Source organism: Paenibacillus endophyticus, from assembly GCF_014192395.1.
GTDB lineage: Bacteria > Bacillota > Bacilli > Paenibacillales > Paenibacillaceae > Pristimantibacillus > Pristimantibacillus endophyticus.
Map to the genome: position 1 here is coordinate 19155 of NZ_JACHXW010000020.1, position 14036 is coordinate 33190.

Annotated in this window: 10 protein-coding genes; 1 reads left to right on the forward strand and 9 read right to left on the reverse strand. The window is 48.4% G+C overall.

Translation table 11 applies throughout. The features are described from left to right. Positions 1 to 17: 17 nt before the first annotated feature. The 8 genes from FHS16_RS24660 to FHS16_RS24695 all read right to left on the reverse strand — a co-directional run bounded on the left by FHS16_RS24660 (position 18) and on the right by FHS16_RS24695 (position 10827). Positions 18 to 863, reverse strand: coding sequence for a carbohydrate ABC transporter permease (locus FHS16_RS24660; protein ID WP_183569176.1), 846 nt, complete (start codon positions 861 to 863; stop codon positions 18 to 20). Further along, positions 863 to 1744 carry a carbohydrate ABC transporter permease gene (locus tag FHS16_RS24665; RefSeq protein WP_183569177.1) on the reverse strand — a complete coding sequence of 294 codons (882 nt, stop codon included), beginning with the start codon at positions 1742 to 1744 and terminating at the stop codon, positions 863 to 865. Before FHS16_RS24665 ends, FHS16_RS24660 begins: the two co-directional genes overlap by 1 nt. A gap of 96 nt (positions 1745 to 1840) precedes the next feature. Next, on the reverse strand, positions 1841 to 3211 hold the full coding sequence (locus FHS16_RS24670; protein ID WP_183569180.1) for an extracellular solute-binding protein: 1371 nt from the start codon (positions 3209 to 3211) through the stop codon (positions 1841 to 1843). A 193-nt stretch (positions 3212 to 3404) separates the two neighbouring features. Then, on the reverse strand, positions 3405 to 3593 hold the full coding sequence (locus FHS16_RS24675; protein ID WP_183569182.1) for a hypothetical protein: 189 nt from the start codon (positions 3591 to 3593) through the stop codon (positions 3405 to 3407). A gap of 9 nt (positions 3594 to 3602) precedes the next feature. Beyond that, positions 3603 to 6506, reverse strand: coding sequence for a DEAD/DEAH box helicase (locus FHS16_RS24680; protein WP_183569184.1), 2904 nt, complete (start codon positions 6504 to 6506; stop codon positions 3603 to 3605). Then, entirely contained in the window at positions 6503 to 8119 is a 1617-nt protein-coding gene (locus FHS16_RS24685) for an SWIM zinc finger family protein (RefSeq protein WP_183569186.1), read from the reverse strand. The genes FHS16_RS24680 and FHS16_RS24685 overlap by 4 nt, the downstream gene beginning before the upstream one ends. A 163-nt stretch (positions 8120 to 8282) precedes the next feature. Then, positions 8283 to 10037, reverse strand: coding sequence for a sensor histidine kinase (locus FHS16_RS24690; protein ID WP_246431945.1), 1755 nt, complete (start codon positions 10035 to 10037; stop codon positions 8283 to 8285). 115 nt (positions 10038 to 10152) lie between these two features. Continuing rightward, a complete protein-coding gene (locus FHS16_RS24695) occupies positions 10153 to 10827 on the reverse strand; it encodes a tetratricopeptide repeat protein (RefSeq protein ID WP_183569187.1) in 675 nt (224 codons plus the stop codon). A 214-nt stretch (positions 10828 to 11041) separates the two neighbouring features. Here FHS16_RS24695 and FHS16_RS24700 point away from each other — a divergent pair, with 214 nt between their 5' ends. After that, positions 11042 to 12616 (forward strand): catalase, encoded by a 1575-nt coding sequence (locus FHS16_RS24700; RefSeq protein WP_183569189.1) that lies wholly within the window; start codon positions 11042 to 11044, stop codon positions 12614 to 12616. A gap of 63 nt (positions 12617 to 12679) precedes the next feature. Here FHS16_RS24700 and FHS16_RS24705 read toward each other — a convergent pair whose 3' ends face one another. Continuing rightward, positions 12680 to 13990: a GHKL domain-containing protein gene (locus FHS16_RS24705; RefSeq protein ID WP_183569191.1), complete on the reverse strand. Its 1311-nt coding sequence runs from the start codon at positions 13988 to 13990 to the stop codon at positions 12680 to 12682. Positions 13991 to 14036 lie beyond the last annotated feature (46 nt).

Sequence of the window (14036 nt, forward strand, 5' to 3'; positions counted from 1 at the left end):
GGCAGGCTCCTTCTTGTTTACCCCTTCACGCTTCCCGCCGTCATGCCTTCAATAATCTGCCGCTGCAAAAACACGTACACGGCAAGCACAGGTATAATGCTGATAATGACCGCAGCTGACAACGACGCAAAGTTTGTGCGATATCCGTCATTGAAGGTAGCCATGCCGGTTGGAAGCGTTTTGAGCGATTCGGACGTAATAAACAACTGCGATAATATATATTCGTTCCAATTGGATATGAAGTTCAGAATGAAGACGGTAACGAGTGCAGGCAGCGAAATTGGAATGATGACCTTGAAGAACAGGCCTACTGCACCCAAGCCATCCACAATGCCCGCTTCCTCCAGTTCATTCGGGATCGAGAGCATAAAGGCATAAATGATAAACACGGTTATAGGCAATGCATAAGTGCAGTATACCAAAATTAATGACCAATGCGTATCGTATAAAGGCTGTCCGAATACTTTAATGCCTTGTACCAATCGGTACAAAGGGATAAATAGCGCGCCTGGCGGCACGATCAGGCCAAGCAAAATAAATTGATATATCGCTTTATTTGATTTCTTGTATTTCATGCGAGCGATCGCAAAGGAAGTCATCGCGGCGAACAACAGCGTAAGCACGCAGGCAATGACCGTTACGAACGTACTGTTCCACGCATATTTGCCGATATTCGCCGTTTGCCACGCAGCTGCATAATTGTCGAAATTAAAGCTTGTTGGCAGCGACCAAGTATTGACCGTTATTTCACGATTCGTTTTGAATGAAGACATGAACAGCCATAGCAGCGGGAACAGCAATACGATCACGTAACCGAACAGGAAGGTATGCATCCACCACTGCGAATTCCGTGTTTTTTCCATTAGTATTGCACCTCTTCGCTTTTCGTGATGCGCTGCAGAATGCCGGTCAGCACCAAAATAATAATGAACATCGCTACTCCAATCGCGCTTCCGTAACCAAGCTCCAGCGAACGGAAGCCTACTTTAAGCATATAGGTCGACATGACCTCCGTAGATTGGAACGGTCCGCCATTCGTCATAATTTGTACGATATCGAGCACCTTCATCGTTCCCGAAACCGTGAGCAGCAGCATGACGAATAGGATCGGCCTAACGAGCGGCAGTGTAATGGACCATGTTTCCTGCCAGCCGTTTACCCCGTCCAGCTTGGAGGCTTCGACAATCTCTTTCGGAATGTTTAGAATCGCTGCCAAACAAAGCACAATGAAGAAGCCGATATTTTGCCAGGCATTGGCAATCAAGATCGAAAGCATCGCAAGCTTCGGATCTGACAACCACTCGCGGGCCCAATCATCCGGCGCAACGAGGCGAATAAATTGGTTGATCATACCCGAATCATAGTTGTAGAGCACGCCGAACAGAATCGCAACCGTTGCCGTCGATATGACGACCGGTACGAACACGGCCGATTTGTAAAAGTCACGCATCCGTCTAACTTTACTAATAATGATAGAAATCAGGAAGACGAGCGGAATGTTCACGATTAAGGAAAACGCCATGAAATAAAAGTTGTTGACTAGTGCTTTTCTAAAAACCTCATCCTGCCAAAGTCTCGTGAAATTATCGAAGCCGATAAACACTTTTTCGGTAATGCCATCCCAGCGAAAGAAACCGTAGAAGAAGGATACGATAACAGGGTATACGAAAAATAAGGCGTATAAAGCAAGCGTCGGAATAATGAACGCCACGTAAGTAATCGGATTTTTAAGTGCTCTGTTCATAATGTCCTCCTTTTACCCTGGCGTGAAAAGAGGGTGTCCTCCTGGAAGGAAGGACACCCTCTCGCCCGTCACAGGATCGATTGTAATGCCTCGCGATTACTTCGCTGCGTTAGCTTTGTCTTGCGACGCTTGTATTTTTGCCGCTACTTTCTCCGGCGTGCTTACTTTGCCGATCAGCTCTTGGATGCCAACGTTAACGTCCGCGCCTACTGCCGGTTGTACAATTGCGTCATAAGCCTTCCAAGAAGTCGAAGCATTTGCCATAACCGTCAATATTTCAGTTGTAAGCGGGTCAACGCCGGACAAATCGCTAAGCTTCATGGAAGGAAGCAATTTATCTTCAACCAGCGTGCGTTTTTGAACTTCTTCCGTGAAGAAGTTCGCGATGAACTTCTTAGCCGCCTCAATTTGATCCTCGTTCAAATTCGCAGAGAAACCGAATCCATTCGAATACGATGCGTTAATGGACGTTTGGTCGCCTGCTCCGCCATCGATGGACGGGAATGCAAAGTATCCAATTTGTCCTTTAAGCTCGCCTGCTTCATCGCCAGAGAAACGGTTAGCGTCCCAAGTACCCGTAAATACCATTGCGGCTTTGCCAGAAAGCAATTGCGCGCCTTGGTCAGCATAGGCAAGGCCTAGAGCGCCTTTCGTGAAGTAATCCTTATTCACAAGCTCCGCGTAGGAAGCAAAACCTTTGACGAAGTTTTCATCCGTCCATTTCGCTTCGCCGGATACGACTTTGCTGAAGGCGTCAATGCCTACGTTGCGTTCCATCACGGTATTCCAAAGCATGCCGTTTACCCAGCCGTCTTTGGCCGCTAGCCCGAAAGGCGTGTAGCCTGCTGCTTTGATTTTCTCGGACACGTCAAGCAATTGCGCCCAAGTGGTCGGAATTTCCAAACCTAGCTCAGAGAAGATTTTTTTGTTGTAGAAGATCGCTTCGCTATAGCCGCCGAAAGGCAGGCCGTACACTTTGCCATCTACCGTGAACTCATCCAAGCTTGCGAATTTGTCTTTAAGACCAAGCTCATCAATGATTGGCGTCAGGTCGAGCATGCGATTTGCTTTCACATAAAGATTAAGGTCTGCGCCGCCGAATACTTCAAATATATCGGGAGGGTTGCCGGCAGCCATTTCAGCCTTCAGCTTCTGATCGCGGTTGACAATCTCGTCAATGCCTTCAAGCTTGAAGGTCAAGCCTTTGTTTTCATCCTGCGTTTTGGCTACGACATCCTCCAGAATTTTCAAACGGGTCTTGCTCGTTTCTTTGATTTGCGTATGACGAAGCGACAACGTTACGTCCTTAGCTTCGACTGGCGGATCAGTCGCTTCGGCCGGCGTATTCGTGCTGTTATTCGTGCCTGTGTTTGTGTTTGTTTCTGCATTTCCGTTAGAGCCGCATGCCGATGCAACCAGCATGATCGATACCAATAGAGTCGCAATTACTGTAGATCTTTTTCTCATTCGGAAGACCTCCTCGTTTATGGTCGTACTTGTTTGCCTCGCACCTTTATTATAGTCGGGTCTGCTCCTAGGGCAGGAGGTCCAAAAAACGATAAGTTAGGGATACAATTCTCTTATTTTTCGCAAGAGGGATAAAATTGAATAGCCTGCCGGGTTATTATTCCCGACAGGCTATGTCAATGTTCATTCCATATTAGTAACGCATATCCTTGGTAATGCCCTTGATAACCTCATAAAACTGCTGCCATTCCACATTTGCTTCCTCATGGCTTCTTTCCACTGCAGGAAATTCCTCGATATGTGAGGTTTGCTCAGCTTGATTGGCTTTTTGGGTGTCAAGCTGCAGCTTCTCCTGCTTTGCCCGCAAGCTGCCTTCAATCATTTAGATCCCTCATCCCTTTAACCAGCCTTTTCGAAGCGCAAAAAGCTCTCGTAAATCCTCGGTTGTCATTTCGGTAATCCATTGCTCCGACTGCCCGACGACTTGATCGTTAAGTGATTGCTTCCGCTCGATCATCTCGTCGATTTTCTCTTCCAGCGTGCCGAGCGTAATAAACTTATGCACTTGAACCTGCTTCGTCTGCCCGATACGGAACGCCCGGTCGGTCGCCTGATTCTCTACGGCCGGATTCCACCAGCGATCGAAGTGGAACACATGGTTCGCTGCCGTTAGATTCAGCCCCGTTCCTCCGGCTTTCAACGAAAGGACGAAGGCGCAGCAAGGCTCATCGGCATTCTGGAACTGCTCAATCATTTGGTCGCGTTTGACCTTTGGCACACCGCCATGCAAATAAGGAACAGGCAGGCCGAGCTTCTCCTCCAGCATCTGCTTGAGCTGATGGCCCATATCGATGTACTGCGTGAAAATAAGGCAGCGTTCACCCTCTGCTGCAATTTCCTCACACATTTCAAGCAGCCTAGCCACTTTGTTGGAGCGTTCGATTTCCCAGGCAGCGGGTTTATCTTCACCGCTAAGCAAGGAAGGATGGTCACACAGCTGCTTTAGCTTCGTTAATGCTGCAAGAATGAGACCTCTACGCTGCATAGGCCCCAGCTTATCGAGATTTTCGAGCAGGTCCGCAACTAAATTTTCGTATAGCACGCCTTGCTCGGCCGTCAATGTCATATAGGTTTTAAATTCATTCTTATCCGGCAGCGAAAGCTGGATGTTCGGATCTTTTTTTACACGGCGCAGCATAAACGGCTTCACCCAGCGTTGAAGGCCCGCAATCATTTTTTCGTCCCGCGTTTTTTCGATTGGCGCAACGACTTCCTTCCGGAATTCGTTAATATTGCCTAAGTAACCTGGATTGATGAAATCATAGATCGACCAAAGCTCCGTCAACCGATTTTCCATCGGCGTTCCGGTTAACGCGATTCGATGCTGGGCAGGCAAACGTCTAATAGCCGTCGACTGCTTCGTATACACGTTTTTAATGTTTTGCGCCTCATCCAAGCATAACGCATCCCAATCGACCAGGTTCAAGTCCTCTTCATCCAGCTGTGCAAGTGAGTAAGAAGTTATGACCAGATCAGCCTCAGCGACTGAATCGCGGAAATGCTCGCCTTTCTCCCGCTTGTTTCCGTAGTGAAGCATGACACGAAGAGACGGCGCAAATTTCTCAAGCTCCTTCTCCCAGTTCCCGATAACCGATGTCGGGCAAATCAACAGGGAAGGTCCGTTCGATTGGAGCTTCCGCTCCTTTATATAGACGAGATAAGCCATAAATTGAATGGTTTTTCCCAGTCCCATATCATCTGCAAGCACGCCGCCGAGTCCGAATTTTCTTAGAAATAGAAGCCAAGAAACACCTTGATGCTGATAAGGGCGTAGCTCGCCTAAAAAAGACGGAGGAATTTCGGCAGACGGTATTTCCGATATTTGCTGCAGCTGCGTAAGCCATGCGGTCATATGCTCATTCAGCTCGACCTCCGCTTCCAGCTCCGACTCCAGCTCCCCGCTGTCATCCAGCGGGATGCCGCCTCTTAGATGCATCTCAAGCACGTCACGGAACGACAAGCCTTTGCGTTTGCCCATTCGTTTCAACCACTGCTTGATCTGCGTGACATCCTGGGGGTCCAAATGGACCCATTCTCCGCCTATATGGAAGAGCCGGCGGTTCTGCTCGGCCAGCTGCATAAATTCCGCTTCAGACAAATTGACATCGCCAAGCGCCAGCTTCCAATCAAACTGGACGATTTGGTCTAGGCCAAACATCGGCTGTGCTGCAGAGCCTACCGAGGATTTCATCTTTGCTTTCAGCCTCAGCTTGCGCGTGCGTACCGCTTCCCACCAGCTAGGCAGCAGCACGGGGCAGCCAGCTTCCAACAGCTGAACGCTCGCATGCTCAAGGAAATTCCACGCTTCGTTGTCGGAGAGCCTTTCTCTAAGCTCGTTCTCATTCGAGGCAGCCTTCAGCTCAGGCAGAGCAGTTATCCATTTCAACTGTTCTTTTGCAAGCTTGCCCACCAGTAGCGACAGCCATTCGGACGGGATTTCACGCTCATCCTCCGTATCCGCCTCCCAGCCGCCATCCTTCTCATTGAACCGAATGGGCAGCCAAGGGCCGCCATCCCTATCCTGCAATGCCGGGCGCAGCCGCCAATACGCTGACTCCGCAGGCTCAACAAGCTGCAGCGCGATCCGAAACGGCAGCACATCCTTCCGGAGTCCGATCGCGATGAGCCAATCTTCCTCATCTGCAGCTTTCCGCCTAAGGACAGCTTCGCCCGAGGCCGAGCTTACCGCCTTCCAAGCGCTCCCTGCCTGCTCGTTTTCTTCAATCATTTGTTCAATGGCTCCGCTGATCCAATGCTCGATGCCGATATCGCCATTCCGATGGGCAGCCTGCGCGTTGGTATCCCATTGAAGGGAGAACGCATGCTCTTTCTCTGGAATCGACATCCGCCATGCTCGTTTCTCGTCGTTCCAGCGTTCCCAATCCGGCGCAAACCAGCCGTTAAGCAGTGCCGTTCTTATGTGTTCAGCCATTTGCATCAAAACGCCTAAGCGATCCGTCCAATCTACCTGAAGCAGCCTGACATGCTGAGGCGAAGACAAGTAGTCCATGGCGAGCAATGGAGGAATCTTCAACAGCTTCCGTTCGCCAATGCTGATTTCCTCGATATCTGCCCCGTACCACGAAGCTTTATGCCATGCAAACAATAACGTACGCAGCTTCCCGTCTGCCGCATCCTTACGGTCAACAGCGCTTAATAAAACGGAGGCGCCGCTCTCATCCTCGTTCCAAAATCCGTCTACCGTCAATTTGCGTGCGCCAATATATGTTTTCATGTAACAATTTTCCCTTTCCACAGCTCTTCTTGGAACGCTCTAAGACGCTGATGCTTGTGTACCAGCCCTCCAATATATTGCTCCCACCGTACTGCATCCTTATCGGCTTTGTAGAGCTTTTCAAGCTTCTTGAGCTGTTTAACGGCTACCCGGTAGCCTTGGCGGTTGCGCGTTTGAATCGATGCCTCTACAGACTGGTGATACAGCGGCATTAACGCACGAGGCGCAAGCTTGGCAATTTCCCTCAGCGCATGCGCGCCAACGTCCTCAGGGCGCGAGCCCACAAGCATTTGAAGATCCGCCCACTCCTCATACCGCTTCTGATCCAGCCAATGATCCGATAATTCAGAATAGGAATGAGGCAGCAGCTGCGTCATATACTCGGACCAGACCGGCATATCCGGACGATCAAGATCCGCTCTGCGGCATAAGGTTACGAAAGGTCCCACGGACCTTCCGTTTTTGCCCTTGTTCACTCTCTCGAAAAGAAAGCTCATCCACTCGGCAACAAGCTCCCAACGTCCCTCTTCCATTCGTTGTGCCGCGCAAGGGTACATCACTTTCTGCGAACGCTCAAATTCCGTCAATGAGAAATGTTCGATTGCTTCTTTGTCCTGTCTATCCAAAAAGTACATGATCCCAATGGCAGTGTGCAAAAATGCTTTGTTCACGCTCTCCGGAGCTTCCTCCCCCGACTGCTCCACCATCGCCGAAAGCTCTCCTTCAAACCAGCTTCGGTTTTCGGCAAGCTTCTCGCAAAAAGCCAAATACATGTATTCCCAATCAAATAGCTGCCGTTCCGTGCTGGATGCCCATAGCTTGACGTGAGCAATCAAAGCATCCGCCCACGCCTCTTCCCGCGGCTCCATCTCAGCTGGCGCCAGCTCCGAAACGAGCGTATATAAATGTTCAATCCAAGGCTCCGCCATACGGATGAATGACATTTCATGATAATATCTGCTGAACGAATCAACTGTATTGATCGCCCGTTCAGCTTGCTCAAGAACAAAAATAATCGCGGTCGACCAGTGCAGGCGCTGCATCCGTTTCTCCCAATCCTTGGAAAGTCCCTTCAGCGACGAGAGCAAGGGCTGAAGCGCATGAAGCGAATGCCTGCATTTGCGCCACGTCTCGCCATGGGTTGCCTCCATCCAAGCAAACCATTCCAGAGCCGTTGCCGATTCTCCTGGATCTCTCTGAATGACGGGTGCCGCCTCCGGCTGAGGAGCTTCCTGCACGCTCGGCTTGTTCTTGACAAAGTTGCTTGCGGACGACAGTCCGAGCAAGCGGAAATAAGAGCGTTCGGCAAGCGTATGCCCGCCCTCCTGCTGACTGCAATATTGAAAATAAACGGCTGCCATGTGCTTGCAAAATCCAGAATAAGGACAAGTGCAAGAGCTATACCTCAAATTGCCGGCATCCAGAATAACGGCATACAAATCCGAACCCTTCACCACGCCGTAGAGATGGTCCTGGCTTCCTTCGTTGGCACTGTTCACTTTGCCTTCCATATAGTACTGCCAGCCCCGTTTCATGATCGTGGTCTCGACATGAACGTTAAGCTGTTGTTCCATCAGCGCGTGCAGCTTTTCATTGAGGTGCATTACAGACATTCACCCGCTTCCTTTCCGTTCACTTGCATTCTTACTATTATACCAAGCGAGAACCGCCGGTGCCATCATTTGGAGGCAAAACGACGATAACGACTAAAATAATTCATCGAATAAGAAGAAACGCCTGACTGCAGTTGTTATCCTGCGGTCAGGCGTTTCATTCCTATAATGGCATCTTCACGACAAATGTCAATTTGCCCGTCGGCTCGGCAGTAACATATACGTCGCCTTTGTATTGCTTAGCGATGGATTTCACAATAGAGAGACCCAAGCCTTGATGATCCTGCTGCTTCGTGGAATAACCCGCTTCGAATATCGGCATGGCGACAGCTTCCTCCGCATTCTCGCAAATATTCGTGATTGTGAATTCCAAAGCAGTCGCAGTCTGCTTGCCGACGAGCGTTACATGACGGCGATCCTCAGTGTATTTCAGCACCTCATCAAATGCATTATCGATCAAGTTGCCCAGCATGCGGTTCACATCGAGCGTTTTAATGCCCATTTCCTGCATATTGAGGCCTGTAAAGGAGCAGCTGAATTGAATCTTATGAATTTCCGCCTGCGAAATTTTGGAGCGTACGAGCGCAGCAATGGCTGGGTTTCCGATATTAATAATATCATTCATGAGCCGAATATCGCCGGTCAGCTCCTTCGTGTAGGCTACAAGCTCTTGCGATTTGTTCAGCTCTGCCAAGGAATGAATCGTCTGCACATGATTCAGGAAATCATGACGCTGCGCACGAATCGAATGAAACATTTGGTTAATCTCTTCGACGTAGGTTTCTTGCGTCACGCGGACAACTTTTTCCTTCGACTGTCTATAATAACGCATAACGACAACGGCAATTAGCAAGCTAAATCCGGTTACGATCAGAATTATGATGCCTAGATTCAAGAACTGTGAATCCAATTTGTCTTGAATAACATGATAATCAGACGACAGCATTAGCACGTAGCTGTTCATCGGCTGGCCGTCACGGTCTGTAATGTTTATCCCGCTTTCATTCGCAAAGGTTGGGATGTACATTTTATAAATTTCTTGCCCATTAATATTTTCTCGGAGCGTGACCGTTTTTTTGGAGAAATAGGCTTTGCGCACCAGCTCCGTATCCTTCGCGGACTTAATCGTATAAGAACCGTAGAAGATTGGCTCCTGCACTTTGTGACCTTGTACATGCCCCTCCGTATTGATCGTCTCTTTGCCGTCAGGGAACGTCTCCGGATTAACAAATGCGATTTCCTTCAAGGAGTCACTGCTTTGCAGCGAGTTCTCGATCATCCGATGAACGCCGGTTGCGCCTTCATATTGTTCCTGGCGCTCATAATTTACATAAGGATCAATCATGTAATTGGTTGCACCGTCGAAGTAATAACCCCATTTGTTGATTTGATCCACGTTTGTGGACGAGACCTCGAACGGTCCGCTCCAGAAGTTCGGCAGCGATTGCCCAAGCCAATCCACTGAGGCGTTCTTGTCGTCAAAGAGCTGATTGAAAACTTCGTACCAAGGCTTCCATGTCTTTGTGCTCTTATTCACTTGATTCGGATTCGTTGATTTATATAACACGATATCATCCTGCAGTTTTTTAAGAAGCGTAATGTGGCTAAGTCCCAGCTTGTCGCGAAGCTCTATCAACTGCTCGGTCGTGACCTTCTCAACATCCGGGTCTAGCGCATATTGTATGGCAATCGACGCTGCGCGAAGCTCGCGTCCGATTTGATTCTGGAACTGCTGCGAACCTTCTCTTGATTGCTCCAGCGAAACTTGCAGCCGTTTGGCAGCCGTGACAAGCTCCTCGTTAAACGATTCTTCCAGTGTCCTTTTGGTTAAAAAATAATAGGCCGTGTTATTCAGTAAAACCAAAACGACTATAACACTTATGGCCACAAGCCAAATGTTGCGTTGCATCTCATGCATCTTGCCCTTCTATCTATTATAGCTTTCATTATGTAACAAACACATCCAAACGACAATATGCTGCCCGCTAACAAATGATTACAAATATCCGCAAGAGAAATCGGTTAGGAGCGAATCAGCCAAAACGTTTTCTGAACCATAGACGTACGGCCCACTGGCGTTCCTGGCGCTTCTTGTATTTAGGCAGCATGCGATACACACGCAGCCCCTCTTCGGCTACGAGTCTCGCCTCTTCGGTATTTCCAAGTTTTTTGTAAATGGAGGATTGGTAGTGATAGGCTTCACAGGAGGAAGAATTCACTTCTTGAAAAGCATGTAAGTATGCGAGAGCCTGACTTGAATTCGCTGCTGCCAGATGAGCAGCAAGTCGCAAGTAAGGAGCACCGTATTTGACGCGCGGGTTAAGCTCCAACGCACGGAGCGTGCTGGCCATTCCTTTCTCTTCATTTCCGCTATTTATATAGCCGATGCCCAGGTCATCCCAATACTCAGCCGAATCCGCTAGCACATGCTCGATTGGCTCAAGCAATCGGAGAGCCTCGCCATACTTTTTCCGCTCAAGCAGCAGGCGCGCTAGCTCATGCTTGGAAGATACATCGTTCGGGGATTGATTTATTTGCTGTTTTAATTTCCTAATTCTCGATAGTCTTTTTAATGGTTTGAGGATACTAGGCGATATGCCAACAAAACGCCGATCGAGTAGGTAAAGCAGGAGGAGCATAACGATAATGGCAATAAACGGGTTGCCGAGCAACCAAAACAAAAATACAAAAAGTCCAAATTTTAACATCTTACCCTCCTGTGCATTTGTAAAAATCGGCCAGTTACTTCGTCCCTGAAATAAAATAAATGTTGAAATATGGCTCTATTATACCATAATCCTACCTTTTATTGATCAATTGTTGCAATTCCTTTCGCTAGCTTGTCCATGAATAATGTTAAGCCCCGCAAGACAAAATAGGTGGAAGGATTCCAATAAAAGTAAATGCGGAGGATGAAACACAATGTCGACCAATGAAACAAATGAGCAGACGCTTACCGACCGGCAGGGTCATCCCATCTCGGACAATCAGAATATCCGAACGATTGGCAACCGCGGTCCTTCAACCTTGGAGAACTATCATTTCATTGAGAAAATATCGCATTTCGACCGTGAGCGTGTTCCTGAGCGTGTCGTTCATGGGCGAGGGGCTGGCGCACACGGATATTTTGAAGCGTATGGCAAGCTCGGCGAAGAGCCGATTGCTGCTTACACCAGAGCGAAGCTGTTCCAAGAACCAGGCAAGCGCACTCCCGTATTCGTGCGCTTCTCGAGCGTCATTCATGGCGGACACTCTCCCGAAACGCTTCGTGATCCGCGCGGCTTCGCTACCAAATTTTATACGGAAGACGGCAATTGGGATTTGGTAGGCAACAACCTCAAAATCTTTTTCATTCGCGATGCTATGAAATTTCCGGATATGGTACATGCATTCAAGCCCGATCCCGTTACTAATGTGCAAAGCATGGAGCGTTTTTTCGATTTTGTCTCGCAATCGCCTGAAGCGACGCATATGATTACGTTCCTGTTCTCCCCATGGGGAATTCCTGCAAATTACAGACAGATGCAAGGTTCAGGCGTCAATACATACAAATGGGTAAATGCCGAAGGCAAAGCGGTTCTTGTCAAATACCATTGGGAGCCGCTGCAGGGAATCAAAAACCTGAAGCAAAGCGAGGCGGAGCAGCTTCAAGGAAAAAACTTCAATCATGCGACGCAAGATTTATATGAGGCCATCGAACGCGGCGATTATCCCGCATGGGAGCTTCAAGTGCAATGGATGAGCGATGACGCGCATGACGAGCTCGACTTCGACCCGCTCGATGATACGAAGCTATGGGATCCTGAGCTGTTCCCCATGCTGCCCGTTGGCAAAATGGTGTTAAACAAAAATCCGGAAAACTACTTTGCAGAAGTAGAGCAGGCTGCCTTCGGGACGGGAGTCCTGGTTGACGGACTTGATTTCTCCGATGATAAAATGCTGCAGGGCCGTACGTTCTCTTACTCGGATACGCAGCGTCACCGGGTCGGAACGAACTATCTTCAACTGCCGATTAATGCGCCCAAAACGAAAGTAGCTACCAATCAACGGGACGGTCAAATGGCTTTCTCCATTGATATCGCACCGGGACAAAATCCCCATGTCAATTATGAACCATCGACGATGGGAGGACTTAAAGAATCCGAGCGCTCAGGCGAACCGCATGAGCCCTACTACTCGGCGAAGCTGCTCAAAGCACCCATTGACCGCCCGAACAATTTCCAGCAAGCGGGCGAAACCTATCGCAAATTCGAGCAATGGGAACGTGACGAGCTTATTGAGAATTTAGTCGATGCACTCAAGAGCTGCAGCACCGTCATTCGCGAGCAAATGGTAAAGCATTTCACGGAGGCCGACAAAGACTATGGAAACCGAGTTTCAGAGGGACTCGCTCATGCCGACCAGCAAATGAAAAACGGCGTGCATGTAGGAACGAATCCGGCAAACGAAGGCATGGAGCTGGCAAGCGAGCTTGGCCAATCGACCGATGGCTATTAAAATACGAAAAAGGCCTGGACACTGGTGGTCCTGGCCTCTTTGCATGTTGCCGGCACTTCGTCATTAGATCAATATTTCCATCCGCAGCTTGCCTTCTTCAAGGCGGCAATTCAATTCACCCTCATATTTATCAACGGTTCTTCGTACTATAGACAGGCCGTTGCCATGAGCACCATTCGCCTGCTGCTTTGTCGTATATCCGGATTGAAACAAGCTTCCCAGCTCGGTCTCCGATAGCTCCGTTGGATTAGTAATCACAAACAGATATTTGTTTTTGTGCATATGGCAGCTGACTTGAATATCTCGCGGCAGCACGCCTTCATAGACTGCTGTCGCGTCAATCGCATTATCCAGCAAATTCGAAAAGAGCTTCACCATATCCATTGGCGCTATGCGATCAAACCCATCGAACTCCGTATCGAAGCTCATTTGAATGTTGTGAGAATGGGCAAGCTCCCACTTGCTCTTAAACAGTACCAGCAGCATTGGGTTTTTAACGCTTAAGGATAAATGCAGTGTTTTTGACTCCTCCGTTAATTGTTTCAGATAGTCATGTGCCTTCTCATACTTGCGAATATCCATCAACCCGTTCAGCACCTGAAAATGGTTCATCAAATCATGTCGGCTCGACTTGATCGTGTCTACGACCTTCCCTAGTTCGGATATATACATTTCCTCAGACTCCTGCATATCCTGCTTCAGTCGTCCCTTGTACCATCTATTCAGCAAATAAACCCCTGCCAGCAGAAGGATTGCAAATAGAATATCCAAGCCGAACACATTCATGTTGTTTTGAATGACCTGCCTGCTAATATTGCCAAGCTCACTTGCTGAAATGTCGATCCCGATTACTCCGAGAACCTTGCCTTTGTCGTCAAAAAACGGGACGCCTACCGATAAATAAGAGCCAGTCAGCTCGTCATGTATAACCCTTGTATGATAATCGAACCCTCGCTTAGCGAGCTGAACCTGTTCAGCAGGCACCGTGCAAGGATAACCAATCGGAAACTCCTTAACGCTTGTCGACGGCATTGCGGATACCATAACTTTGGAAACGTCGGTGTCATCCAGCATCAAAATGTAAACATAAAGAGCGTTGATTCGTTTCTGATACTCCTCCAAAAACTGTGTCAGCTGTATGTAATGCTCATTTTGCGTTTTCGTCTGCATAAACTTTCCAAACGTTTCTTTATCCAAATCAGCGGCAATGTCCGCGGCAATCTCCGTGTATTGCTTCGCTAATGTGATCTCGGCCATTTTGCTCGTGGAATGATAGGAAAAATATAATTTAATACCCGTTAACACACTCATTACCACCATCGAAATGATGATAAAATAAATCATTCTTTTTTTAATAGATAGTTGGATTCTCATTTTCGCATTAGTCTCGTTTCCTCTTAGCGTTAAAAGTTAGTTATCG

Bases quoted from the DNA above. Each gene is read 5' to 3' on its own strand.
- FHS16_RS24660 (WP_183569176.1), bottom strand. From the start codon at position 863: ATGGAAAAAACACGGAATTCGCAGTGGTGGATGCATACCTTCCTGTTC.
- FHS16_RS24665 (WP_183569177.1), bottom strand. From the start codon at position 1,744: ATGAACAGAGCACTTAAAAATCCGATTACTTACGTGGCGTTCATTATT.
- FHS16_RS24670 (WP_183569180.1), bottom strand. From the start codon at position 3,211: ATGAGAAAAAGATCTACAGTAATTGCGACTCTATTGGTATCGATCATG.
- FHS16_RS24675 (WP_183569182.1), bottom strand. From the start codon at position 3,593: ATGATTGAAGGCAGCTTGCGGGCAAAGCAGGAGAAGCTGCAGCTTGAC.
- FHS16_RS24680 (WP_183569184.1), bottom strand. From the start codon at position 6,506: ATGAAAACATATATTGGCGCACGCAAATTGACGGTAGACGGATTTTGG.
- FHS16_RS24685 (WP_183569186.1), bottom strand. From the start codon at position 8,119: ATGTCTGTAATGCACCTCAATGAAAAGCTGCACGCGCTGATGGAACAA.
- FHS16_RS24690 (WP_246431945.1), bottom strand. From the start codon at position 10,037: ATGCATGAGATGCAACGCAACATTTGGCTTGTGGCCATAAGTGTTATA.
- FHS16_RS24695 (WP_183569187.1), bottom strand. From the start codon at position 10,827: ATGTTAAAATTTGGACTTTTTGTATTTTTGTTTTGGTTGCTCGGCAAC.
- FHS16_RS24700 (WP_183569189.1), top strand. From the start codon at position 11,042: ATGTCGACCAATGAAACAAATGAGCAGACGCTTACCGACCGGCAGGGT.
- FHS16_RS24705 (WP_183569191.1), bottom strand. From the start codon at position 13,990: ATGAGAATCCAACTATCTATTAAAAAAAGAATGATTTATTTTATCATC.